Source organism: Pseudomonas sp. D5(2026) (genome assembly GCF_057766845.1).
In genome coordinates this window covers 888,335-912,108 of record NZ_CM173421.1, presented here as the reverse complement: position 1 = coordinate 912,108, position 23,774 = coordinate 888,335, and the positions used below count along the sequence as shown (strand labels likewise).

20 protein-coding genes and 1 pseudogene are annotated in these 23,774 nt (G+C 60.8%); 15 read left to right on the top strand and 6 right to left on the bottom strand.

Features of this window, described 5'->3' with window-relative positions:
- The 9 genes and pseudogenes from AC3B5Q_RS04240 (at window position 1) to AC3B5Q_RS04200 (ending at window position 8,347) form a co-directional block, all read left to right on the top strand.
- Window positions 1–927: an ABC transporter permease subunit gene (locus AC3B5Q_RS04240; protein ID WP_009685150.1), complete on the top strand. Its 927-nt coding sequence runs from the start codon at window positions 1–3 to the stop codon at window positions 925–927.
- Between the two features lie 10 nt (window positions 928–937).
- Window positions 938–1,906 (top strand): ABC transporter ATP-binding protein, encoded by a 969-nt coding sequence (locus AC3B5Q_RS04235; protein WP_010952089.1) that lies wholly within the window; start codon window positions 938–940, stop codon window positions 1,904–1,906.
- Complete coding sequence (locus AC3B5Q_RS04230) at window positions 1,906–2,874, top strand: peptide ABC transporter ATP-binding protein (protein WP_275966925.1); 969 nt, start codon at window positions 1,906–1,908, stop codon at window positions 2,872–2,874. Before AC3B5Q_RS04235 ends, AC3B5Q_RS04230 begins: the two co-directional genes overlap by 1 nt.
- A gap of 534 nt (window positions 2,875–3,408) precedes the next feature.
- Window positions 3,409–3,852, top strand: coding sequence for an Imm26 family immunity protein (locus tag AC3B5Q_RS04225; protein ID WP_330508954.1), 444 nt, complete (start codon window positions 3,409–3,411; stop codon window positions 3,850–3,852).
- A 69-nt stretch (window positions 3,853–3,921) separates the two neighbouring features.
- A pseudogene (locus tag AC3B5Q_RS04220) lies at window positions 3,922–4,131 on the top strand (hypothetical protein); the annotation flags it as partial.
- A gap of 413 nt (window positions 4,132–4,544) precedes the next feature.
- Window positions 4,545–5,369 (top strand): AraC family transcriptional regulator, encoded by an 825-nt coding sequence (locus AC3B5Q_RS04215; RefSeq protein WP_330508952.1) that lies wholly within the window; start codon window positions 4,545–4,547, stop codon window positions 5,367–5,369.
- A gap of 64 nt (window positions 5,370–5,433) precedes the next feature.
- Complete coding sequence (locus AC3B5Q_RS04210) at window positions 5,434–6,840, top strand: NAD(P)/FAD-dependent oxidoreductase (protein ID WP_488392842.1); 1,407 nt, start codon at window positions 5,434–5,436, stop codon at window positions 6,838–6,840.
- 33 nt (window positions 6,841–6,873) lie between these two features.
- Window positions 6,874–7,215: a cupin domain-containing protein gene (locus AC3B5Q_RS04205; RefSeq protein WP_014589771.1), complete on the top strand. Its 342-nt coding sequence runs from the start codon at window positions 6,874–6,876 to the stop codon at window positions 7,213–7,215.
- Between the two features lie 52 nt (window positions 7,216–7,267).
- On the top strand, window positions 7,268–8,347 hold the full coding sequence (locus AC3B5Q_RS04200; protein ID WP_279934868.1) for a polyamine ABC transporter substrate-binding protein: 1,080 nt from the start codon (window positions 7,268–7,270) through the stop codon (window positions 8,345–8,347).
- A gap of 117 nt (window positions 8,348–8,464) precedes the next feature.
- Here AC3B5Q_RS04200 and AC3B5Q_RS04195 read toward each other — a convergent pair whose 3' ends face one another.
- A complete protein-coding gene (locus tag AC3B5Q_RS04195; RefSeq protein WP_021781794.1) occupies window positions 8,465–10,048 on the bottom strand; it encodes a peptide chain release factor 3 in 1,584 nt (527 codons plus the stop codon).
- Between the two features lie 557 nt (window positions 10,049–10,605).
- On the opposite strand from AC3B5Q_RS04195, the gene AC3B5Q_RS04190 reads away from it, so the two are divergent.
- Genes AC3B5Q_RS04190 through AC3B5Q_RS04175 form a run of 4 tightly spaced genes read left to right on the top strand, consistent with a single transcriptional unit; the run spans window position 10,606 to window position 14,051 of the window.
- Window positions 10,606–11,319, top strand: coding sequence for an ABC transporter permease (locus tag AC3B5Q_RS04190; RefSeq protein WP_021781793.1), 714 nt, complete (start codon window positions 10,606–10,608; stop codon window positions 11,317–11,319).
- 13 nt (window positions 11,320–11,332) lie between these two features.
- Window positions 11,333–12,247, top strand: a complete 915-nt coding sequence (locus AC3B5Q_RS04185; protein WP_028697401.1) for a glycine betaine ABC transporter substrate-binding protein — start codon at window positions 11,333–11,335, stop codon at window positions 12,245–12,247.
- Window positions 12,244–12,897: an ABC transporter permease gene (locus AC3B5Q_RS04180; protein ID WP_021781791.1), complete on the top strand. Its 654-nt coding sequence runs from the start codon at window positions 12,244–12,246 to the stop codon at window positions 12,895–12,897. The genes AC3B5Q_RS04185 and AC3B5Q_RS04180 overlap by 4 nt, the downstream gene beginning before the upstream one ends.
- The gene (locus tag AC3B5Q_RS04175; RefSeq protein ID WP_488392841.1) at window positions 12,894–14,051 is read left to right on the top strand and encodes an osmoprotectant ABC transporter ATP-binding protein OsmV; all 1,158 of its coding nucleotides are present in this window, start codon (window positions 12,894–12,896) and stop codon (window positions 14,049–14,051) included. Before AC3B5Q_RS04180 ends, AC3B5Q_RS04175 begins: the two co-directional genes overlap by 4 nt.
- A 96-nt stretch (window positions 14,052–14,147) precedes the next feature.
- Here the strand turns inward: AC3B5Q_RS04175 and AC3B5Q_RS04170 are convergent, their stop codons facing one another.
- The 3 genes from AC3B5Q_RS04170 to AC3B5Q_RS04160 form a co-directional block, all read right to left on the bottom strand.
- Window positions 14,148–16,577 carry a TonB-dependent siderophore receptor gene (locus tag AC3B5Q_RS04170; RefSeq protein ID WP_488392840.1) on the bottom strand — a complete coding sequence of 810 codons (2,430 nt, stop codon included), beginning with the start codon at window positions 16,575–16,577 and terminating at the stop codon, window positions 14,148–14,150.
- Between the two features lie 108 nt (window positions 16,578–16,685).
- Window positions 16,686–17,648: a FecR family protein gene (locus AC3B5Q_RS04165; protein ID WP_392520763.1), complete on the bottom strand. Its 963-nt coding sequence runs from the start codon at window positions 17,646–17,648 to the stop codon at window positions 16,686–16,688.
- A 20-nt stretch (window positions 17,649–17,668) separates the two neighbouring features.
- Window positions 17,669–18,166, bottom strand: coding sequence for an RNA polymerase sigma factor (locus AC3B5Q_RS04160; RefSeq protein ID WP_084850647.1), 498 nt, complete (start codon window positions 18,164–18,166; stop codon window positions 17,669–17,671).
- A 494-nt stretch (window positions 18,167–18,660) separates the two neighbouring features.
- Between AC3B5Q_RS04160 and AC3B5Q_RS04155 the strand changes: the two genes are divergently transcribed.
- Window positions 18,661–19,824, top strand: coding sequence for a type III PLP-dependent enzyme (locus tag AC3B5Q_RS04155; RefSeq protein WP_021781787.1), 1,164 nt, complete (start codon window positions 18,661–18,663; stop codon window positions 19,822–19,824).
- A gap of 28 nt (window positions 19,825–19,852) precedes the next feature.
- Here the strand turns inward: AC3B5Q_RS04155 and AC3B5Q_RS04150 are convergent, their stop codons facing one another.
- Complete coding sequence (locus AC3B5Q_RS04150) at window positions 19,853–20,623, bottom strand: tetratricopeptide repeat protein (RefSeq protein ID WP_021781786.1); 771 nt, start codon at window positions 20,621–20,623, stop codon at window positions 19,853–19,855.
- Window positions 20,624–20,626: 3 nt separating this feature from the next.
- On the bottom strand, window positions 20,627–21,307 hold the full coding sequence (locus AC3B5Q_RS04145; protein WP_021781785.1) for a Fe2+-dependent dioxygenase: 681 nt from the start codon (window positions 21,305–21,307) through the stop codon (window positions 20,627–20,629).
- 221 nt (window positions 21,308–21,528) lie between these two features.
- On the opposite strand from AC3B5Q_RS04145, the gene AC3B5Q_RS04140 reads away from it, so the two are divergent.
- Window positions 21,529–23,772 (top strand): TonB-dependent receptor, encoded by a 2,244-nt coding sequence (locus tag AC3B5Q_RS04140; RefSeq protein ID WP_103443524.1) that lies wholly within the window; start codon window positions 21,529–21,531, stop codon window positions 23,770–23,772.
- Window positions 23,773–23,774: the final 2 nt, after the last annotated feature.

The window sequence follows — 23,774 nt, the reverse complement described above, 5'->3', positions numbered from 1 at the left end:
ATGACTAGCCCAATTCCAAAATCCGTGTCGCCGGCCAGCCCGGTGGACCAGAGCCTGCTTTACCCCTCCCCGTACAAAGAATTCTGGCAAGCCTTCGCGCGCAACAAGGGCGCGGTAATGGGCCTGGCCTTCATGTGCCTGGTTGTGTTCTGCGCGCTGTTCGCGCCTTGGGTCGCCCCGCATGACCCAAGCGAGCAGTACCGCGACTTCCTGCTGACCCCGCCGGTGTGGCTGGAAGGCGGCACCTGGCAGTTCATCCTGGGCACCGACGAACTGGGCCGTGATCTGCTTTCGCGGCTGATTCAGGGTGCACGGCTGTCGCTGCTGATCGGCCTGTCCTCAGTCGTGATGTCACTGATCCCGGGCATTCTCCTTGGGCTGCTGGCCGGCTTTTTCCCGCAGTTGCTCGGCCCGTCGATCATGCGCCTGATGGACGTGATGCTGGCCTTGCCGTCGCTGTTGCTGGCCGTGGCCATCGTCGCCATCCTCGGCCCTGGCCTGATCAACACCGTGATCGCCATCGCCATCGTCTCGCTGCCCTCTTATGTGCGCCTGACCCGCGCCGCGGTGATGGGTGAACTCAACCGCGACTACGTCACCGCCGCACGCCTGGCCGGTGCCGGCCTGCCACGGCTGATGTTCGTCACCGTGCTGCCCAACTGCATGGCCCCGCTGATCGTGCAGGCCACCCTCAGCTTCTCCTCAGCCATCCTCGACGCCGCCGCACTGGGTTTCCTTGGCCTCGGCGTACAGCCGCCAACCCCCGAGTGGGGCACCATGCTGGCTTCGGCCCGAGACTACATCGAGCGCGCCTGGTGGGTAGTGAGCCTGCCTGGCCTGACCATTCTGCTCAGTGTGCTGGCAATCAACCTGATGGGCGACGGCCTGCGCGACGCGCTGGACCCGAAACTCAAGAACGCCGCCTGAGGAGAACGCCATGTCACTGTTGCAGATCAACAACCTGAACGTGCGCTTCGGCGACGCCAATGCAGTACCGGTGGTGGACGGCCTGGACCTGAAAGTCGACGCTGGCGAGATCCTGGCCATCGTCGGCGAGTCCGGCTCGGGCAAGTCGGTCACCATGATGGCCCTGATGGGCCTGATCGACGCTCCCGGGCGCATCACCGCCGACTCACTGACCTTCGACGGCACCGATATGCTCAAGCTCAGCGGCCGTCAGCGGCGCAAGGTGGTGGGCAAGGACATCGCCATGGTCTTCCAGGACCCGATGACCGCGCTCAACCCCAGCTACACCGTGGGCTTCCAGATCGAGGAAGTGCTGCGCCAGCACTTGGGCCTAAAGGGCAAGGCTGCCCGCCAGCGTGCTCTGGAGCTCTTGAAGAAGGTCGAGATTCCGGCCGCCGAAAGCCGCCTGGACGCTTACCCGCACCAGCTGTCAGGCGGCATGAGCCAACGTGTGGCGATTGCCATGGCCATTGCCGGCGAGCCCAAGCTGCTGATCGCCGACGAACCGACCACGGCCCTCGACGTGACCATCCAGGCTCAGATCATGGAACTGCTGGTCAACCTGCAGAAGGAGCGCAACATGGCGCTCATCCTGATCACCCACGACCTCGCCGTGGTCGCCGAAACCGCCAGGCGGGTGTGCGTGATGTACGCCGGCCAAGCCGTGGAAGTCGGCCAGGTGCCAGAACTGTTCGATGTGCCCGCCCACCCTTACAGCGAAGCCCTGCTCGCCGCGATCCCCGAGCACAGCATTGGCGCCGAACGCCTGGCCACACTGCCTGGCATCGTCCCCGGCCGCTACGACCGCCCGGTCGGCTGCCTGCTGTCACCACGCTGCCCCTATGTACAGGACAATTGCCGGCGCCAGCGCCCGCCCCTCGACCCACAGGCCCACAGCCTGGTGCGTTGCTTCTACCCGCTGAATCAGGAGGTGGCGTGATGGCCGTCGTACTTACCGCACGGGAGCTGACCCGGCATTACGAAGTGTCCCGCGGGCTGTTCAAGGGCCACGCGCTGGTGCGCGCGCTCAATGGCGTGTCGTTCGAACTGGAGGCCGGCAAGACCCTGGCCGTGGTCGGTGAGTCCGGCTGTGGCAAGTCGACCCTGGCCCGCGCCCTGACCCTGATCGAAGAGCCTTCGTCCGGCTCGCTGCAAATTGCCGGCACCGAGGTGAAGGGCGCCAGCAAGGCAGAGCGCAAACAACTGCGCCGCGATGTGCAGATGGTGTTCCAGAGCCCCTACGCCTCGCTCAACCCACGGCAGAAGATCGGCGACCAACTGGCCGAACCGCTGCTGATCAACACTTCTCTGAGCAAGGCCGAGCGCCGCGACAAGGTGCAGAAGATGATGGAGCAGGTCGGCCTGCGCCCCGAGCACTATCAGCGCTACCCGCACATGTTTTCCGGCGGCCAGCGCCAGCGCATTGCCCTGGCACGGGCGATGATGCTGCAGCCGAAAGTGCTGGTGGCGGACGAGCCAACCTCGGCGCTGGACGTGTCGATTCAGGCACAGGTGCTGAACTTGTTCATGGATCTGCAGAAGGAGTTCAACACCGCCTACGTGTTCATCTCGCACAACCTGGCGGTGGTACGGCATGTGGCGGATCAGGTACTGGTGATGTACCTGGGGCGGCCGGCGGAGATGGGGCCGAAGGAGGACATCTACGCGAAGCCGCTGCACCCGTATACCCAGGCGTTGCTGTCGGCGACACCGGCGATTCATCCAGACCCGTTGAAGCCGAAGATTCGCATCGCCGGGGAGCTGCCCAACCCGCTGAGCCCGCCGGATGGGTGCGCGTTTCACAAACGCTGCCCGTATGCGACCGAGCGGTGTGCCAAGGAGGTGCCGGCGCTGAGGCAGGTGAGTACGCGGCAGGTGGCTTGTCACTATGCCGAGCAGTTTCTCTAATCTTGTGAGGTGATTCGCGAAGGGGACGAGAAAGCCGATGAGGCTGCCGGGGTAGTGTGAACTGCTCCAGGCTTCGGTCCCCTTCATCGAAACGTAGATAAGGAATGATGCGTTACTTAGCTGAGTGCAATGAGTCCAACAACTACGACTTTTCTGACAGGCGCCTCTGAAACTCAAAAAATACAGACTTCGTGCGCAAAGCCCCTCCCCTCCCTGCAACCCAGAACACTCCTGGGACATGATGCCACGGCCCGCTTAGGTGTGCATGCTGCGACTCCAGGGAAGTCTAACTTGCAGCAGCACGTGGTTTTTGACAACAATCTGACCAAAGCTGAGGCCGAATTCTTAGAGCAAAAAATCATGTATCTTAATGGAGGTGCGCTGTCGACCAATGAGGTTACAAATTTATTGAATAGCATCAGGTCGTATAGCTCCTCCAATCCTAATGCTTCAATTTATGACGTGGCCGGACATAACCCTAGTTGGGGACGTTGTACTATCTGACGCTTTGACCAAGATGAAGGCGCTAGGCTTATGACAAGAGTAAAACGTATGCAAGCGGGTGACTATTTTTCTATTCCGATGGAAGACGGTAGATTTGCAATCAGCCAAATAATTTGGCTTGGCGCAGAAAGCAAGGAACAAAAATTTAAGAAGGTATTTGCTTTCGCTGTGGTGTCTATCAGCAGTAGCGAGGAGGTGCCTGAGGATGCTAGATATTTAGTATTCAAAGATCACAGAGGAAGCTTTACGGTAATATTTACGGCTGTAGATAAACTGAAGGCGGGTGAGTGGCCTATTTTACAGCACAGTGTGGTTTCTGATTCCGCGTTGAAAGATTTTGAATTTAATATGGCGGGCACTCTTTATCGGCGCGGAAGCCCAGTTAGGAATCTAGCAATTGAAGAGTACCAAAATCATATATTGATGAGTGTTTCTGGTTTTGCTTTGGTCGAAAAATTTTTGCAGCAGCACTGAGCAATTACGCAGCTTGCCAATTACTTTTTTTTAATAAAACATTATAAAAATAGCGAGCTTTTCACGTACACCGAGGGCGGCCACTACATCCTGCAGACCCTCGACAATCTGTTGTTCTACTTCGGCGAAGTGCCAGACACCAACACCGAAGTGCCGCTGCAACGCATCGAGAACGTCCTCGGCCACTTCCTTCACTTCACTCGCCCCCCCAACGGCACACTGACCGACATCAAGCGGGTGGTGAACAACAAAGTGGTGGAAACCCTCACCCAGTACCAGTTGCTGGCCAGATAACTGAGGGCTTTGCTCAGGGCATTCCGCGACGTTACCTGCGGGTGCGGTTTTCTCCAAGCCTACAAAATATGGGGATTCGACTATGTTCGCGCTTGCCTGCCTTGAACATGCCTTTTGTAGCGAAGAGTTGTAGCAAAAGGGCCGCAAAGCGCGGCCCCCAAAATCTCAATGCATAAAGAACCAGATCAGAATGATCACCGGAATCGGCACCCCAATCATCCAAAGCAGTATCGAGCGCATGGCCTTTCTCCTTGTTCGATGGTGACAAGAAAGGTGCAGCCGCCATGCCAGTTGTATCAAAAAACTACATTCATAAAAATCAAAGGCTTACCCTTCACGCCGCCTGAGCAAACCGTGCAATATGCAGGATCCACGCCCTTGCACCTGGGTGTTCTGCAATGCACTATCCAACCATGATCGCCACCACCCTCCCCGACGGCCCCGAGCAAACGCCGCTTACCGCCGAAATCGTGCTGCGCTACCACCTCTGCTGGAAGCACCGCGACCTCGACGGTGTCATGGCGCTCTACCACCCCGATATCCAGTACCACGACTTCTTTCAGAACCGCGTGCTCGGCCACCAGGAACTGCGCGACTACGTACGCGCCTGCCTGCCCCATGAAGCCGGCGAGGACATCGTCCACAGCGACCGCATCCGCGTCGATGGCTGCACCGCATTCATCCAGTATCAGGTCACGGTCCAGGGCGGTGACGGCCTGGTTGCGTTCCAGTCCAGCGAGGCGATCACCGTCAGGGACGGGCTGATCTGGCGGGTCAACGAATACGCCACATTGGTCCGCCAGAACGGCACAGGCCACGCCAACAGCGGCCCGCGCCCCGCCACCAGCCGCCTGGGCCTGTCGCCTCGGCAGTTGTCGACCATGGCCCAGGACCTGGAGCACTACTTCCAGCGTCAACGCCCCTACCTCGACCCGGAGCTCGACCTGCAACAGGTCGCCGACGCCAGCGGCTACAGCCGCAACCAGATTTCCTACCTGCTCAACCAGGTGCTGGGGCAAAGCTTCTACCGCTACGTCAACCAGGCACGCCTGCAGCACCTGATGGCCAGCCTCGGCGATGACAGCGTCGAGGCGACGATCGACGAGCTGGCCTTCAGTGCCGGCTTCAACTCGCTGTCGGCGTTCTACAAGTGCTTCCGTGAGCACACCGGGCTCACGCCCAAGGCCTACCTGAAGCAAATTTCCCTGCGTGCACGCACGTAAGACAGCTGCCCGCTGACACCACTACGATCGCCCACAGACCTTGACGGATGTGGAGCCGAACCAGATGCAACCCCTGCGCACGCTCAGCCTGTGGATGGACCAGCTCGACGAGCCGCTGTGCGCGCGCCCGGCACTGCGCAATGACCTCGACGTTGACGTGTGCATCATCGGTGCCGGCTATACCGGCCTTTGGACCGCGTACTACCTCAAGCGCCAGGCACCCCAGCTGAACATTGCGGTGATCGAAGCCCAAATCGCCGGCTTCGGCGCCTCCGGCCGAAATGGGGGCTGGCTGATGGGCAACCTGCTAGGCGAAGACCGCCTGCTCGGCACCCTCTCGCCGCAACAGCGCCGCGCCAGCATCGACCTGCTGCACGGCATCCCTGATGAAGTGCATCGCGTGCTGCAAAGCGAAGGCATCGACTGTGACTACCGCAAAGGCGGCGTGCTGTATTGCGCGGCGCGCTACCCGGAGCAGGAACGCAGCCTGCGCGCCTACCTCGACGACTTGTATCGCCAAGGCATGACCGAGGACGACTACCGCTGGCTGAGCCCCGAGCAGTTGGGGAGCCAACTGCGGGTCAGCAATGCGTTTGGAGCCATCTATAGCCCGCACACGGCGACCATCCAGCCAGCCAAGCTGGTGCGCGGCCTTGCCCGGGCAGTGGAGGCGCTGGGCGTACCGATCTACGAAAACACCCCGGCCATCGACTGGCAGCCGAGCGAGGTGCGTACCCCGCTGGCACAGATTCGCTGCCAGTGGATGGTGCCTGCCGTGGAGGGTTACGCCGCCAGCCTGCCGCCACTGGGCAAACACCAATTGCCGGTACAGAGCCTGCTGGTGGCCACTGAGCCGCTGCCAGAGGCCACCTGGGAGCAAATTGGCCTGAGCCAGGGCCAAGCCTTCAGTGAAAGCAGCCGCCAGGTCACCTATGGCCAGCGTACCGCCGACAATCGCCTGGTCTTCGGTGCCCGCGGTGGCTACCGCTTCGGTGGGCGCCTGCGCGAAAACTTCAACCTCGACGAACATGAAATCGAACTGCGCCGCTACCTGTTCGGCGAACTGTTCCCGCAGCTCAAACAGGTACGCATCACTCATACATGGGGCGGCAACCTCGGCATGGCGCGACGCTTCCGCCCACACATGCTCTGCGACCGCCAGCGCGGCATCGCCCTTGCCGGCGGCTACGGCGGCGAAGGCGTGGGGGCTACCAACCTGGGTGGGCGCACCCTGGCGGCGCTGATCCTCAACCAGCAAAACGAACTGACAGCACAACCCTGGGTGCTCGACAACCGCCCGCTATCGAGCCTGGCCAGCTGGCCCCCCGAGCCCTGCCGCTGGCTGGGCTACAACGCGATCATCCAGAGCTTCGTCCACGAGGACCGGACCCTCGCCAACCCCGCCAGCGCGCCGTGGAGGCGGCGCCTGGCCATATCGCTTGCGGACTTCATGGAAGGCTTCATGCACTGACTTCCCTTATCACTCGTACAGGATCCACCGGTCATGAGCATCACCCAGTTCAAGAACACAGAGTTTGCTGTGCTCGACAGCTCCAACCCGGTCGCGGTACCGCTCGGCGAACCCGTGGCAGTCACGTCAGTCACCTGCGTGGAGCGCAGCGATGGCGTCGAAACCGGCATCTGGGAATGCACCCCAGGGCGCTGGCGGCGGCAGATCGTGCAACAGGAGTTCTGCCATTTCATCAAGGGCCGCTGCACGTTCACCCCCGACGGTGGCGAGCCCCTGGTCATAGAAGCCGGAGACGCATTGATGCTACCGGCCAACAGCACCGGCACCTGGGACATCCAGGAGACCGTGCGCAAGACCTACGTGCTTGTTTTCTGATCCGCTGATCGCCTGCCTTCGATAACAACAGACAAAGCAAGGTAAACCCGACATGCGCACCTTCCTCCTCGCCCCTCTGATGCTGGCCGCCAGCGTGGCCAGCGCCGCTGAAACGGTGAAGATCTACAACTGGTCCAGCTACGTGGCCCCCGATACGTTGAAGAACTTCCAGCAAGCCAGCGGCATCGTGCCCACCTACGACGTGTACGACAGCAATGAAACCCTCGATGGCAAGCTGATGACCGGCAATTCCGGCTACGACGTGGTGTTCCCCTCCAACCACTTCATGGCCCGGCAGATCCAGGGCAAGGCCTTGAAGCGCCTGGACAAGTCGCAGCTGCCTAACTGGCACAACCTCAACCCGGTGCTGCTCAAGGCGCTGGAGGTGAACGACCCGGGCAACCAGTACGGTTTCCCGTACCTGTGGGGCAGTACCGGCATTGGCTACAACATCGACAAGGTCAAGGCGGTACTCGGCGACAACGCGCCCGTGGATTCCTGGGACCTGATCTTCAAGCCCGAGTACATGAGCAAGCTGAAAAGCTGTGGGGTCGCGGTGCTGGACAATGGCCCCGAACTGCTGCCGATCGCCCTGCACTACCTGGGCTTGCCCCATCACAGCCAAGCCCCCAAGGACTACGAGAAGGCCAAGGAGTTGCTGATGAAGGTGCGGCCGTACATCAGCTATTTCCACTCGTCCAAGTACACGGGCGACCTGGCCAACGGCGATATCTGCGTGGTGGTGGGGTTCTCAGGGGATGTGCTGCAGGCGAAGAACCGCGCCGACGAGGCGAACAATGGCGTGAAGGTGGGCTATTCGATACCCAAGGAGGGCGCGCCGATGTGGTTCGACATGGTCGCCATGCCCGTCGATGCGCCGGATGAAAAGGCCGGATATGCCTACATGAACTACCTGCTGCAGCCGGAAGTGATGGCCAACATCAGCAACCATGTGCAATACGCGAACGGCAACCTCAAGGCAGACGGGCTGGTGGACCCGGCGATGAAGGGTAATACGATGATTTACCCGAGCGACGAGGTGATGGGCAAGCTATATGCGCTGGAGGCGATGCCGGCGAAGATCGACCGTATTCGTACGCGAATCTGGACCAGTATCAAAGCAGGGAACTGATTTCAGTCGTTACGACGTCCTTGTGGGAGCGGGTTTACCCGCGAATGCGGTGTTGACTCTACCGACGCATTCGCGGGTAAACCCGCTCCCACAGGGGTCAAGGGCAAGCTCTCGCGATCAGTGGTGCTCGCGGGTAGCGCGGAACTTGATGTCCGGCCAGCGCTCTTCCATCAGCGCCAGGTTGACCCGGGTTGGCGCCAGGTAGGTCAGGTGACCGCCGCCGTCGATGGCCAGGTTTTCCATGGCCTTGGTCTGGAATTCCTCGAGCTTCTTCTTGTCATCGCAGCTGATCCAGCGCGCGGACCAGACGGTGATAGGCTCGTAGGCGCACTCGACCTTGTACTCTTCCTTCAGGCGGCTGGCGACCACGTCGAACTGCAGCACGCCGACCGCCCCCAGGATGATGTCGTTGCTGCGCTCAGGGAAGAACACCTGAGTAGCACCTTCTTCGGCCAGCTGCTGCAGGCCTTGACGCAGTTGCTTGGATTTCAGCGGGTCTTTCAGGCGGACGCGGCGGAACAGCTCCGGCGCGAAGTGCGGAATACCGGTGAAGCCCAGCGCCTCGCCTTCGGTGAAGGTGTCGCCGATCTGGATGGTGCCGTGGTTGTGCAGGCCGATGATGTCACCGGCAAAGGCTTCTTCCAGCTGCTCACGCTCGGAGGAGAAGAACGTCAGCGCATCGCCGATACGCAGGTCTTTGTTCAAGCGCACGTGGCGCATTTTCATGCCCTTCTCGTACTTGCCCGAGCAGATGCGCATGAAGGCGATACGGTCGCGGTGTTTCGGGTCCATGTTCGCCTGGATCTTGAACACGAAGCCGGTGAACTTCTCTTCCACAGGCTCCACGGTACGCTCGTTGGCCACACGGCCAAGCGGACGCGGCGCCCAGTCGACCACGGCGTCGAGCACGTGGTCGACACCGAAGTTGCCCAGCGCAGTACCGAAGAACACCGGGGTCAGCTGACCGTTGATGAACTCTTCCTGGTTGAACTCGTGGCAGGCGCCCTGCACCAGTTCCAGTTGCTCGACGAACGCGTCGTACTGGTCGCCCAGGTGTGCGCGGGCTTCGTCTGAGTCCAGTTTCTGGATGATCTTGGCTTCGGTGCGCTCGTGGCCGTGGCCCGGGGTGTAGACGATGATGTAGTCGCCAGTGAGGTGGTACACACCCTTGAAGTCACGGTAGCAACCGATTGGCCAGGTGATTGGCGCGGCCTTGATCTTCAGAACGGCTTCGATCTCGTCGAGCAGTTCGATCGGGTCGCGGATGTCACGGTCGAGTTTGTTGATGAAGCTGACGATTGGCGTGTCGCGCAGCCGGCACACGTCCATCAGGGCGATGGTACGCGGCTCTACACCTTTACCGCCATCGAGCACCATCAGCGCCGAGTCCACCGCGGTCAGGGTGCGGTAGGTGTCTTCGGAGAAGTCTTCGTGGCCGGGGGTGTCGAGCAGGTTGATCATGTGCTCGCGATACGGGAACTGCATCACCGAGGTGGTGATGGAGATGCCGCGCTGCTTCTCCATTTCCATCCAGTCGGAGGTGGCATGGCGGTCGGACTTGCGCGACTTCACGGTACCGGCGACGGCAATGGCCTTGCCCATCAGCAGCAGCTTCTCGGTGATGGTGGTCTTACCGGCGTCGGGGTGGGAAATGATTGCGAAAGTGCGGCGCTTCGCGACTTCGGCGGCCTGGTTGGTCATGGGAAATCGCCTGACTGGGGGATTTGAAAGGGGCAGTATCATACCTGAAGTTGGGCCTGGACCAAAATCTGCCGAATGAATGGCGCCTGTGCCGGCCTCTTCGCGGGTAAACCCGCTCCCACAGGTATGACACAGGATTCGAATGCGGTGCAGTCTGTGTAGGAGCGGGTTTACCCGCGAAGAGGCCGCCATAGACAAAAGAAATCCAACAGGCAATCGCTTTATCACGACAAATGACCAAAGCGCAGTTATTTCAACGCCTGCAGCACATTAAGTCGCTGTTTTTTCTCGCCAAAAATCCTGCCACCCAGTGATTAACGCTGGTCAAATGCTGCCTCAGATGGGAACCTTGACACCCATGGAGACGTCCACTCCCCTGCAAACCGCTTCGGTTGGGGACTGGTTTCATCAGCATTTTCGGGCCCGACGGGGTTCGGCTCATGGCCTGATCGCAGCCCTCGGCTTGCCTCACGCTGCTACTCGCGAACACACCACCCGCCGCCAGGACTGGCCGGCAACCAAGAAGTGTGCTCGCCGACTACACAAGGAGTCCACCTGTGGCAAAACGCTACGGTTCGGGGCTGTTGGGATGGGCCGCCGTGCTCGTCATCCTGGCCCTGCTGGTCCACTGGATCGGCATCGACACGATCGCGCGTTATCGCGACGATCTTGGGTTCTACCTGCAAGCGCACCTGGTATTGGTGCTGGCTTCGATGGCGGCGGCGCTGGCCGTGGGCATCCCCGCCGGCATTGCGTTAAGTCGACCGCACCGGGTCGACAAAGCCGAGCGCTTCATGCAGTTCTTCAACGTTGGCAACACCATTCCCCCTCTGGCCGTTCTGGCCATCGCCCTGAGTATCCTGGGCATCGGAGCCGGGCCTGCGATCTTCGCGCTATTCCTCGCCTCCCTCCTGCCCATTGTGCGCAACACCTACGAAGGCCTGAAAAACGTCCCTGCCTCGCTCAAGGAAGCCGCCACCGGCATTGGCATGACCCCGCGCCAGCAACTCTGGCAAGTGGAACTGCCCAACGCCGTGCCGATCATCGTCGGCGGCGTACGCGTGGCCCTGGCACTGAATGTGGGTACCGCACCGCTGGCGTTCCTGATCGGCGCCAACAGCCTGGGCAGCCTGATCTTCCCCGGCATCGCCCTGAACAACCAGCCACAACTGCTGCTGGGTGCCGCCTGCACCGCACTGCTGGCACTGGTGCTGGATGCGGCGGTGAGTTTCTCCAGCAAGCGCTGGCTGGAACGCGGCCTGGTCGAATAAGGATAGGAAACGTATGAAGAAGAGAATCGCCTTGCTACTGGGCGCGGCCTTGCTGTACGCAGGATTTGCCCAGGCAGCGGAAAAACCGCTGATCCGCATCGGCGCGCGGGTGTTCACCGAACAGACCGTGCTCGCCGAAATCACCGCGCAATACCTGCGCGCCAACGGCTTCGATGTGCGTGTCATCGGCGGGCTTGGCAGCAGCCTCGCACGCCAGGCTCAGGAAACCGGCCAGCTCGACCTGATGTGGGAATACACCGGTGTGTCGCTGGTGTCGTACAACCACATCGAAGAGCGCATGCCCAGCGCCGAGGCCACCTACGCCAAGGTCAAGGAGCTGGATGCCAAAAAAGACCTGATCTGGCTGACCCCGTCGAAATTCAGCAACACCTATGCCCTCGGCTTGCCGAAGCAGGTCGCCGAGGCCTACCCGCAGATCAACTCGATCAGCGACCTCAACCAGGTGCTGCGCGACGAGAGCAAGCGTAATCACCTGGTGGCCCTGGACACCGAGTTCGCCAACCGCCCCGACGGCCTGGTAGGCCTGCGCGAAATGTATGACCTGCCGCTGGGCCGGCGCAACATCCGCCAGATGGACGCCGGGCTGGTGTACACCGCCATGCGCAACAATCAGGTGTTCGCCGGCCTGGTGTATACCACCGACGGCCGCCTGGACGCTTTCGACCTCAAGCTGCTGGAAGACGACAAACACTACTTCCCCGACTACACCGCCGCGCCGGTGGTGCGCAAAGCCACGCTCGACGCCAACCCGCAGCTGGCTGGCCTGCTCAAGCCGCTGGCCGAGCAACTGGATGACCAAACCATGCGCCAGCTTAACGCCAAGGTCGATGTCGAGCACCAGAACCCCACTGCCGTGGCCGCGGACTTTCTGCGCAAGCACCCACTGAACAGCGAGGGCCAGCCATGAACCTGATCGATACCTTCAGCCACCTGGACTGGGCCCAGGTGCTGCATCTGACCTGGCAGCACATCATGCTGGTAGGCGTTGCCGTGGGCCTGGCGATTCTGGTCGGGGTGCCGCTGGGCATCCTCATGACCCGTTTTCCGGCCCTCGCAGGCCCGCTGCAGGCAAGCGCCACGGTGCTGCTGACCATCCCCTCGATTGCCCTGTTCGGCCTGCTGTTGCCGTTCTACTCCAAGTTCGGCCAGGGCCTGGGGCCGATGCCAGCGATCACTGCGGTGTTCCTGTACTCGCTGCTGCCGATCCTGCGCAACACCTACCTGGCCCTGACCAATGTCGAGCCCGGCATCCGTGAAGCCGCACGCGGAATAGGCATGACCTTCGGTCAGCGCCTGCGCATGGTCGAACTGCCCATAGCCGTACCGGTCATCCTCGCCGGTGTACGCACCGCCGTGGTCATGAACATTGGTGTCATGACCATTGCTGCCACCATCGGCGCCGGCGGCCTGGGTGTGCTCATCCTCACCTCCATCAGCCGCAGCGACATGTCGATGCTGCTGATCGGCGCCTTGCTGGTGAGCCTGTTGGCAATCATCGCCGACCTGCTGCTGCAAACCCTGCAACGTGCCCTGACTCCAGAAGGACTGCGCTCATGATCGAACTGAAGAACCTCAGCAAAACCTTCAACGTCAACGGCAAGGACGTCACAGCCGTCGACTCGGTAAGCCTCACCGTCAACGAAGGGGAAATCTGCGTGTTCCTCGGCCCCTCGGGCTGTGGCAAGAGCACCACGCTGAAAATGATCAACCGCCTGATCACGCCCACCTCGGGCCAAGTGTTCATCAATGGCGAAGACACCACCGGGTTGGACGAAGTCACCCTGCGCCGGCACATCGGCTATGTGATCCAGCAAATCGGTTTGTTTCCCAACATGACCATCGAAGAAAACATCACCGTGGTGCCACGCTTGCTCGGCTGGGACAAGCAGAAATGCCACGAACGCGCCCGCGAGCTGATGCACATGATCAAGCTCGAACCCAAGCAGTACCTGCAACGCTACCCGCGCGAGCTGTCCGGCGGCCAGCAACAGCGTATCGGCGTGATTCGTGCCCTGGCAGCAGATGCACCCGTGCTGTTGATGGACGAACCGTTCGGCGCGGTCGACCCGATCAACCGCGAGATGATCCAGAACGAGTTCTTCGAAATGCAGCGGGCGCTGAACAAGACGGTGATCATGGTCAGCCACGACATCGACGAAGCGATCAAACTGGGCGACAAGATTGCCATCTTCCGTGCCGGCAAGCTGTTGCAACTGGACCATCCGGACACCTTGCTGGCCCACCCGGCGGATGATTTCGTCAGCAACTTCGTGGGCCAGGACAGCACGCTCAAGCGCCTGTTGCTGGTGCGTGCCGAGGATGCCGCGGACAACGCGCCGTCGGTGAGCCCGCAAACGCCTGTGAGCGATGCGCTGGAGCTGCTTGATGAACACGACCGCCGCTACGTGGTGGTGACCGATGCGCAAAACAAGGCGCTGGGCTATGTACGCCGACGCGACATGCACCGCCAGCAAGGGACGTGTGGCGATTTCCTGCGGCCGTTCAATGCCACGGCGTCGCACGATGAGCATTTGCGCATCCTGTTGTCGCGTATGTACGAGTTCAACCGCGCGTGGTTGCCAGTGCTGGATGCCGAGCAGGTGTTCTTGGGCGAGGTGACGCAGGAGTCGATTGCGGCGTACCTGAGCTCGGGGAGGTCGCGGGGGGCGAAGACCAGTATCGTTTCGCCGGCCGAGGCGGTGGTTTCGTAAGCGTTGGGGGGCTTTGCGCCCCTTCGCGGGTAAACCCGCTCCTACAAGAGCGGGTTTACCTGCGAAGGGCCGCAAAGCGGCCCCGGTAATCTCGGATCAAAACCCAACACTGGCCTGCACATAGAAGGTCCGCGGCTCACCCACGTAAAGGCCGGCATTGTTGTCGCTCGAACGTGTGAAGTACTGCTTGTCGAACAGGTTCTTCACCCCCGCCGCCAGCTTCAGGTTGGACCACTGCGGCCCGAATTCATAACCACCACGGGCACGCCAGGTCACGTAGCCCGGTATATCGCCATACCGCCCGTCGGCACTCGGCTCGGTGATGTAGTCGCCATTGAAACTGCCATCGGCATTGATTCCGGTGCCGGGTGCGCGCTGCCTGGATTGGGCGTAGGCATCCAGGTTCCAGGTCCAGCGGTTGACCGCGTAACGCACCCCGGCAGTGGCCACCTGGCGTGAATAGAACGGCAGGTCTCGGCCCTTGAACCCTGGGATATCCCCTTCATAGGTCGCGCGGGTATAGGTGTAGCCACCGCTCACCGACAGCCCGTCCAGGCGCGGGTCCAGCCCGGCCAGGTCATAACGCACCGAAGCCTCGATGCCCTGGTGCTTGGTCGCACCGAGGTTGGTCCAGCCCACGTCGTTGCTGATGTACTGCAGCTCATCATCGAAGTCGATGTAGAACGCCGTCAGCTCACCGGCAAAGCCGCCATTGTCATAACGGGTACCGATTTCGTAGGTCTTGGCTTTTTCCGGCTCAAGGCCATTGGCCGTACTGTTGCCAGAACCGCCCTGGCCCAGCTGGAAGTACTGCAGGCTACCGAACGAGGTTTCGTAGTTGGCGAACACCTTCCAGGCATCGGAAACGTGGTACATCACGCTCAACGCCGGCAAAGGCTCGTTGCTGGTGATGCTGCGCTTCTTCTCGGCTACCGGAAGGTTGTTGGCGCCCAGCACCGGGCGGTCGCGCCAGTCGGTATTGATATGCTCGAAACGCACGCCAGGGGTGATGGTCCAGTTGCCCACGTCGATCTTGTCGTCGATGTAGTAGGCGCTGGCCTCGGTGCCGCCGCTGCGGTCCTGGAACACGTGGCCGTCGGAAGTCGGGGTCTCCGTCGGCACGTTGTCGATCAGCGCCAGCCGAGTCGTCTGTTCGCGCATCGCTTCCTTCAGGTAACGGTAACCGACACTCACTTCCTGGGTGGTTGGGCCGGCAAAGAAGATGCGCGACACACGGGGTTCGATGGCGAAGGTGTGGTAGTTGCGCGGGTACGACGACAACGTCTTCATGTCCCGCGAGGCTATTGTGCTGCCGCGGAAGCTGTCGGTGTAGTAGGTCAGCACTTCGAACTGGGTGGCGTCGTCGAGCTGCCGCTGCCATTTGAACGACACATCCTTGCGCCGGCCCGCAAAGTAGTCGTAATCGCGCAGCGACTGGTACGGGTTGCTGTCGTATTGGGCCTGGGTCAGGCCACCCGGCATGTCGGCACGGCCATCGTAATAATGGAAGTTGAGCCAGAACTCATCGACATCGGTTGGCGCCCAATGCGTCTTGAGGATAACGTCGTCGATGTCGTTGCCGTTGTTGCTTTCACGGTAACCGTTGCCATTCACCCCGGTGTACAACAGCGCCACGCCCATGCCATTGTCGGCCGTGCCACCGACGAAGGCTGACTCGGTGTGTTTCCAGCCACCGTGCTGGGAGGTCTCCAGGGTGGTGGACAGCTCTGCCGAGGCCTTTTGCGGAATCGCCCGGGTTACGAAATTGATCACACCACCCACGTTCTGCGGGCCGTAGCGCACCGAGCCGGCACCACGCACGACGTCGATGCTGTCGAGGTTGCCAGAAGAAATCGGTGCCATCGACAGCTGTGGCTGGCCATACGGCGCGAAGGCGGCCGGGATGCCATCGATCAGTACCGTGGAGCGCGGCGACAGGCGCGAAGTAAGGCCGCGCACGCCCACGTTCAGCGACAGGTCGCTGCCACCGGTTCCGTTGGAGTCCTGCACTTGCACGCCAGGGATGCCGCGCAGCACGTCGCGCACGTTCATTGCGCCCTTCTCCACCATTGCCTCGCGGCGTACCACGGTGCGTGCCCCGGGATGGTTCTGTATCACGCTCTGCTGGGCATCACCCAGCCAGTCACCGACCACCTTGATGTCGGTGGGGGCCAGCTCCAGGCTGCCGCTGCCCAGGTCAAGGGTAGTCGGCAAAGGCTTCACCACAACGGTGTCCCCGGACATCTCGTAGGTGAGCCCGCTGCCTTGCAACAGCTGTTGCAGCGCCTGCACCGGCGCCAGGTTGCCCGATACCGCCGGGGCCTGTTTGCCGGCGACCAGCTCGGGGCTGAAAAACAGCTGCAGGCTGGTCTGCTGGCCGAGCTGGTTCAGCGCCGAACCCAACGGCTGGGCCTGGATGTGGAGGGCATTAGCGGCCTCTGCGGCCGGGCTACCAACGGCCACAGTACTGACCGCCAGGGCCAGCGCCAGGGCGCGAAAGCGTGGGAGAGGTTTGTTGTTGTTCACGTCGTCGAAACATCCTGGAATGCGGAATAAACGCCAACCGCGTGCAAATGGAAATGCTTGGCAGTTGCAGCTGGCGAGGAAGACGAACGAGTGAAAAAAAACCTGAATCTATTTGGCGATTATTTCGCTGGAGCCGTCTTCATGAGCTTTGATGGCCACCGGTAGAATGCTCGGCAAGGCCCGCAGCAGAGCGTCTGTATCGTTGGTACTGAAGGTACCGGACAGGCGCAGCCGGGCGACTTTCCCAGGGGCGACCCGCAATGTCTGGCGACGGTAGCGCGAGGTTTCGGCCACTACTTCGGCGAGGGTTGCGTTGTCGAACACCAGCTTGCCCTGTCGCCATGCGGTCATGGCGCCGGTGTTGACCGCATAGGGTGCGGCGACCAGGCCCTGTGCATCTATATGCGACCCCTGCCCGGCCGACAGTTGCGCCGGCGAGTCGCCCTTGCCCTGCACCCGCACCGCCCCCTGCTCCACCGCCACACGGGTGCTAGCTGGGTCAAGGCGGACGTCAAAGCGGGTACCTGTGACGACCACACTGCCCTGGGCAGTGTCGACCACAAACGGCCGGTTACTGTCATGGGCGACGCTGAACATCACTTCACCGGCGTTCAGGCGCACGTGCCGCCGGCCGGCGCTGAACTCGACCTGCAACTGCGTGTTGCCATTGAGCTCCAGATGCGAGCCATCCGGCAGTTCGACCTGACGGCGCTCATTGAAGGCCGTCTGCAGGCTGCCTTGATGGTTCAGTTGCAGGTGGTGCCAGCCGCCCCAGCCCAGGCCCAGCGCCACTACCGCGACACTGGCGGCCAACGCCTGGCGCATGAAACGCCGTCGTGGCAGCTGCTGCACCGGGTCTGGCTGGCACAGCGCCTCCAGGCGCTGACGTGGAATGAAGTCGGCGGCCTGCCACACGCGGCAGAGATGCTCATATTCTTCCCGGTGGTGCTCGTCGCTCGCCAACCAGGCATGCAACTGCTTGTGCAGCCCGGCATCCCGAGGTGCATCCTGCACGCGGGCGAACCATGCGGCCGCCTGCTCGCGGACGGCATCGGTACCGTGCTGTTCCATCGAAAAGATCTCCTGACTCTTCATGCCGACACATCCAGGTGCTCACGCAGGTGCCGGAGCGTGCGGATCATATACTTTTCGACCATGTTCTTGCTCAACCCCATGCGCTCGGCAATCTCGGCCTGAGTCAGGCCTTCGAGCTTCTGCCAGATGAACACCTGCCGGCAGTTGAGAGGCAGCTCGGCCAGCGCCCGCTCAACGCTGTCGGCCAGCTCCAGGGCATGCACGTAGGCTTCCGGGTCGCCACTGCCGGTTGCGCCTTCTTCGAAGGCTTCCCGCTCCAGGGCCTGGCGTCGGTCTTCGCGACGGAAGCCATCCACAGCGATGTTGCGCGCAGCCTGATGCAGGTAGGCGCGTGGCTGCTCAACCTGCTCGCGCGGGGTTTCCAGTACCCGGACAAAGGCATCGTGGGTGAGGTCCTCGGCCTGCTGACGACTGCGCAGCTTGCGCGTCCAGGTGCCGATCAGCTCATGGTAGTGGTCGAAGAAGCCTTTGTGTCCGGACACGGTCGGGGTCATCAGGGAGGCAGATAAGGGTGCGAATAGTAATGTTTCGCATCAAAAGCAGCAAATCCGCCAGTCGGTAACAAAAAATTTATGGGCGATTTCCTGTACGGGGGTACCAGGAAAATGTGGCCATAAATATGAACACCTCCGGCCCTTTCGCGGGCAAGCCCGCTCCCACATTGAACGCGTATCCCCTGTGGGAGCGGGCTTGCCCGCGAAGGGCCCAACACGCTCCATTCCACAATTTTTTACGCTTGAAACATCGCAGGGAACATCAGCCGGTCACACGAGTCGGTTATTCAAATGGCTGGTCGTCGATCCACGTCGATCACGCCCGGATTGCCTGTTGATTCTGCATTCTTCACGCCCTAAAGTGCGCGCCGAACGTCCATGCTGGAAACGATCCATCCGGCTCAAGTACTGAGTAGGCGAACCAAAGTGGGGATACGGAGGACGTTCAGTTTGCAGCCACTTAATCTTTCAGTTTGCCCATGGAGTCCCTGAGCATGTCGATCCAGGTCGAAGACTATTTCGCGCGTGAAACCTTCCAGAAAATGAAGGCGTTCGCTGACAAGCAGGAAACCCCGTTCGTACTCATCGACACCCAGATGATCAGCCAGGCGTATGACGACCTGCGCGCCGGTTTCGAATTTGCCAAGGTCTACTACGCGGTCAAGGCCAACCCGGCCGTGGAAATCATCGACCTGCTCAAAGAGAAAGGTTCGAGCTTCGACATCGCCTCGATCTACGAACTGGACAAAGTACTGGGCCGCGGTGTCAGCGCTGACCGTATCAGCTACGGCAACACCATCAAGAAGTCCAAGGACATCCGCTACTTCTACGAGAAGGGCGTGCGCCTGTACGCCACCGACTCGGAAGCCGACCTGCGCAACATCGCCAAGGCCGCACCGGGCTCGAAAGTGTATGTGCGCATTCTGACTGAAGGCTCCACCACTGCCGACTGGCCACTGTCCCGCAAGTTCGGCTGCCAGACCGACATGGCCATGGACCTGCTGATCCTCGCCCGCGACCTGGGCCTGGTTCCTTACGGTATCTCCTTCCACGTGGGTTCGCAGCAACGCGACATCAGCGTGTGGGACGCCGCCATCGCCAAGGTCAAGGTGATCTTCGAGCGCCTGAAAGAAGAAGACGGCATCGAACTGAAGCTGATCAACATGGGTGGTGGCTTCCCGGCCAACTACATCACCCGTACCAACAGCCTGGAAACCTACGCCGAAGAAATCATCCGCTTCCTCAAGGAAGACTTCGGTGACGAACTGCCGGAAATCATCCTCGAGCCTGGCCGTTCGCTGATCGCCAACGCCGGTATCCTGGTCAGTGAAGTGGTGCTGGTCGCACGCAAGTCGCGTACCGCCGTCGAGCGCTGGATCTACACCGACGTAGGCAAGTTCTCCGGCCTGATCGAAACCATGGACGAAGCCATCAAGTTCCCGATCTGGACCGAGAAAAAAGGCGAAGCCGAAGAAGTGGTCATCGCCGGCCCGACCTGCGACAGTGCCGACATCATGTACGAGAACTACAAGTACGGGCTGCCGCTGAACCTGGCCATCGGTGACCGCCTGTACTGGCTGTCGACCGGCGCCTACACCACCAGCTACAGCGCAGTGGAATTCAACGGCTTCCCGCCGCTGAAGGCTTACTACCTGTAATGCACAACGGGGCCGAAAGGCCCCGTTTTCATGTGTGCTCTCCTGTACCGGCCTCTTCGCGCCGATCGATTTCCTCGGCATACCGCGCCGCAAAGGCCATCAACACCGGCCCCGCGTCCTGCAGGGTTACCAACGCAGCACGCAGGAAATTCATGTTCCCCGCAACCCGGGCCTGCTCCAGCCACTGCCCTGCCTCGGCCAACTGCCCACGCTCGACCAGCACCAGCGCCAGGCTGAACATCCCGCGAAAATCCCCCGCCTCGGCCGAACGCCGATACCAGCGCACCGCCCGCGCCGGGCTGGGCGCCGTGGCAATGCCCTGCTCCAGGTAACGCCCATAGAGATTCATCGATTTGGCATGCCCCAGCTGCGCAGCCTTCTCGTAGCACATCAGCGCCTGCACCTGATTGACCGGCACCCCGCGCCCGGTCGCCAGAAGGTTGCCCAGGTTATACAGGCCCCAGTCCAAACCGGAATCGGCCGCACGGGCGTAGTGAACGGCAGCCTGCGCCAAACTCACCTCACCGCCCCAACCATGCTCCAGGCAACGCCCGAGCATGTTGTGCGCCATGGCATTCCCCCCCTGTGCAGCGATACCGAACCAACGCCGGGCGACGGTGGCATCCTGCTGGATGCCAAGCCCATCCAGCAGGATCTGCCCCAGCAGCAACTGCGCCTCGACCGCACCCTGCCCCGCTGCCGCCAGAATTGCCTGGGCGGCCTTGCCGGGGGATTCCTCGAGCATGGCCTGCAAGCCGGCCACATCCACCACTTCCTCACGCCGCAGCAGGTAGGACACGGCTCAGACCTCAGCCCAGCGGCGCAGCAAGTTATGGTAGGTGCCCGTCAGCTGCAACAACGAAGGATGGTCCGGCACATCGGCAGTCAGTTGCTGGATTGCGTTGTCCATCTCGAACAGCAGCGTCCGCTGGCTGTCATCGCGCACCAGGCTCTGGGTCCAGAAGAATGCGGCATAGCGTTGGCCACGGGTCACCGGGTTGACCTTGTGCAGGCTAGTGCCGGGGTACAGCACCATGTCACCGGCGGCCAGCTTGACCTGTTGCACGCCATAGGTGTCCTGGATCACCAGCTCACCGCCGTCGTAGCTTTCCGGGTCGCTGAGGAACAACGTGGAAGACAGGTCGGTACGCACCCGCTCCGGGCTGCCCTTGGGCTGGCGCAGGGCGTTGTCGATGTGGAAGCCGAAGTTGCCACCTTCGCGATAGCAATTGATCAGCGGCGGGAACACTTTGTGCGGCAACGCTGCCGACATGAAGCGCGGGGTTTTCCACAGGCGGTCGATCAACGCAGTGCCAATTTCCTTGGCCAGCGCATGGCCTTCCGGCAACTGCAGGTTGTGCTTGGCCTTGGCCGACTGATAACCCGCCGTAAGCTTGCCATCGGCCCAGTCGGCCTGCTCCAGCGCCTCGCGAATACGGGCCAGTTCATCAGCGTCGAACAGACCTGGGATGTGAAGCAGCATGGCAACAGCACCGTTGGGAAATGTAAAGGCTCAATGATATTGATTCCCTTTTGCGCTACACAAGCCCCATTCGCCAGTTAAGACGTTTCAGCTGCATGAAACCGTAAAGACAAATTGTAAAGATTGTAAATTCTTCACGAATGGTAACGAATCTCAATTGTTAGTCAAAATTGCTTACATTAAGATCCACCGCCTCGAAACCTTGGGGAAGGTCCTTACCAATGCGTCATTACGTGCCATCTGCTGTGAGCTCACAACGCCTGCTTGCGTCCGCCATTGGCGTTGCCATCTCTGCAGCATCGACTGCTCAGCTTGCATATGCAGATGATCAGGCTGCTGATTCTGTCATTTCACTCGACGCAACCAGCGTCAACGCGGCACAGGATGTCACCAGCTACAAGACGGACACCGCCAGCTCGAAGAAGTACACCGCCCCGCTGCGTGAAACACCGAAGAGTGTCACGGTGATCCCTCAGCAAGTCATTCGTGACACGGGGGCGACGTCCTTGGTAGACGCCTTGCGTACAACCCCAGGCATCACTTTTGGCGCAGGCGAAGGCGGCAACCCAGCGGGTGACCGCCCTATCATCCGCGGCTTCAACGCCGAAAGTGACGTATTTGTCGATGGCATGCGCGATGTCGCATCCCAAAGCCGGGAGATCTTCAACGTGGAGTCCATTGAGGTCGCAAAAGGCCCTGGCTCCGCTTTTACCGGTGCTGGCTCGACGGGCGGGAGCCTCAATCTGGTCACCAAGAGCGCAAAACTTGGCGATAGCTACAACGGTGGGTTCACTTGGGGTTCAGACCAGACCAAACGCACCACCCTGGATTTGAACAAACAGCTGACCGACACCTCTGCCTTTCGCTTGAACCTGATGAAGCACGAAGCCAACGTCGCCGGTCGTGACGATGTGGATGTGAGCCGTTGGGGGGTGGCACCGTCGTTCGCTTTTGGCTTGGGCACCGATACACGGGTCACAGTGGGTTACTACCACCTGAAAACCGACGATATGCCTGACTACGGCATCCCGCTGAATCGCAGCGCCACGCGCAGCAAATACAATGTAGATGGCCCGGCTCATGTAGACCGCGACAACTTCTACGGTTTGAACGGACGCGACTACCGCAAGACCAGCAACGACAGCGGCACGATCCGTATCGAACATGACCTGAACGAAAACCTGACACTGTCCAACAGCTTCCGCATGTCGCGCTCGACCCTCGACTACATCGTGACCAACCCGGATGACAGTAAAGGTAACGTCGCCAACGGTACGGTCTATCGCGCCACCAAGAACCGCAATTCGACGTCCAAAGGTTGGGTGAACCAGACCGACCTGAGTGCCAAGTTCAATACCGGCTTCATCGAGCATAGCCTGGTGACAGGCCTGGAGTTCACCTACAGCGACACGCATAACCGCGGGTATGTCGTCACCTCGGCCGCTGGCACAGGCACTGTTTGCACCCCCGCCTTGCTGGCTTCGGGCGACTGCACCAGCCTCTACGACCCATCCCCGGATGACGGCTGGTCTGGCACGATTACCGACAGCCAAGCCTTCACCGATACGGATACGAAGACCAGCGCTGCCTACGTATTTGACACACTGACTTTCAACGAACAGTGGTCGCTGAACCTCGGCCTGCGTTACGACGATTACCAGACCAAATCAAGCGGATACAGCACAGGTGGGCGTGGCTCGGTTGCGGGGGACTTCTCTCGCGAAAACAACGCGCATCTGTGGAACTACCAAGTTGGCGTAGTCTACAAGCCGTTGCCCAACGGCAGTATTTACGCCGCCTGGTCGACCTCCAGCAACCCGTCGGGCGAAACCAGCGGTAATGGAGGCCTGGAGCTGGCGGCCAACAACAGCAACCTCGATCCAGAACGTAACCGCAACTACGAAATCGGCACGAAGTGGGACTTCTTCGACGATAACCTATCGTTGACCGCAGCCTTGTTCCGTACCGACAAAACCAACGCACGCGTCACCGATCCAGACAATGCCACATATCAGGTGCTCGATGGCGAACAACGGGTCCAGGGTGTGGAGCTGACCTACTCGGGTAACCTGACCAGCAAGTGGAAGGTCTATGGCGGCTACACCTATATGGAAAGCGAGATCGTGAAAACCTCTACTGCAGCGAACGAAGGCAACCACATGCCTAGCACGCCGCGTAACAACTTCACGTTCTGGTCGACCTACGACATCATTCCGCAACTGACCGTTGGTGCTGGAGCGACTTTTGTCGATTCGCGCTTCGGTGACGAAGCCAACTCGGTCGAGGTACCTTCCTACTGGCGCTATGACGCCATGGCTACCTATCGCCTGACAAAGAATGTCGACTTGCAACTGAATGTGCAGAACCTGACCGACAAGCGTTACTTCGATCAAGTATTCGCTACGCATTACGCTCACGTAGCGCCTGGCCGTACTGCACTCATGAGTGCCAACTTCCACTTCTAATC

Coding starts and splice junctions, on each gene's coding strand:
- AC3B5Q_RS04240 (WP_009685150.1), top strand. CDS start 1: ATGACTAGCCCAATTCCAAAATCCGTGTCGCCGGCCAGCCCGGTGGAC.
- AC3B5Q_RS04235 (WP_010952089.1), top strand. CDS start 938: ATGTCACTGTTGCAGATCAACAACCTGAACGTGCGCTTCGGCGACGCC.
- AC3B5Q_RS04230 (WP_275966925.1), top strand. CDS start 1,906: ATGGCCGTCGTACTTACCGCACGGGAGCTGACCCGGCATTACGAAGTG.
- AC3B5Q_RS04225 (WP_330508954.1), top strand. CDS start 3,409: ATGACAAGAGTAAAACGTATGCAAGCGGGTGACTATTTTTCTATTCCG.
- AC3B5Q_RS04215 (WP_330508952.1), top strand. CDS start 4,545: ATGCACTATCCAACCATGATCGCCACCACCCTCCCCGACGGCCCCGAG.
- AC3B5Q_RS04210 (WP_488392842.1), top strand. CDS start 5,434: ATGCAACCCCTGCGCACGCTCAGCCTGTGGATGGACCAGCTCGACGAG.
- AC3B5Q_RS04205 (WP_014589771.1), top strand. CDS start 6,874: ATGAGCATCACCCAGTTCAAGAACACAGAGTTTGCTGTGCTCGACAGC.
- AC3B5Q_RS04200 (WP_279934868.1), top strand. CDS start 7,268: ATGCGCACCTTCCTCCTCGCCCCTCTGATGCTGGCCGCCAGCGTGGCC.
- AC3B5Q_RS04195 (WP_021781794.1), bottom strand. CDS start 10,048: ATGACCAACCAGGCCGCCGAAGTCGCGAAGCGCCGCACTTTCGCAATC.
- AC3B5Q_RS04185 (WP_028697401.1), top strand. CDS start 11,333: ATGAAGAAGAGAATCGCCTTGCTACTGGGCGCGGCCTTGCTGTACGCA.
- AC3B5Q_RS04180 (WP_021781791.1), top strand. CDS start 12,244: ATGAACCTGATCGATACCTTCAGCCACCTGGACTGGGCCCAGGTGCTG.
- AC3B5Q_RS04175 (WP_488392841.1), top strand. CDS start 12,894: ATGATCGAACTGAAGAACCTCAGCAAAACCTTCAACGTCAACGGCAAG.
- AC3B5Q_RS04165 (WP_392520763.1), bottom strand. CDS start 17,648: ATGGAACAGCACGGTACCGATGCCGTCCGCGAGCAGGCGGCCGCATGG.
- AC3B5Q_RS04160 (WP_084850647.1), bottom strand. CDS start 18,166: ATGACCCCGACCGTGTCCGGACACAAAGGCTTCTTCGACCACTACCAT.
- AC3B5Q_RS04155 (WP_021781787.1), top strand. CDS start 18,661: ATGTCGATCCAGGTCGAAGACTATTTCGCGCGTGAAACCTTCCAGAAA.
- AC3B5Q_RS04145 (WP_021781785.1), bottom strand. CDS start 21,307: ATGCTGCTTCACATCCCAGGTCTGTTCGACGCTGATGAACTGGCCCGT.
- AC3B5Q_RS04140 (WP_103443524.1), top strand. CDS start 21,529: ATGCGTCATTACGTGCCATCTGCTGTGAGCTCACAACGCCTGCTTGCG.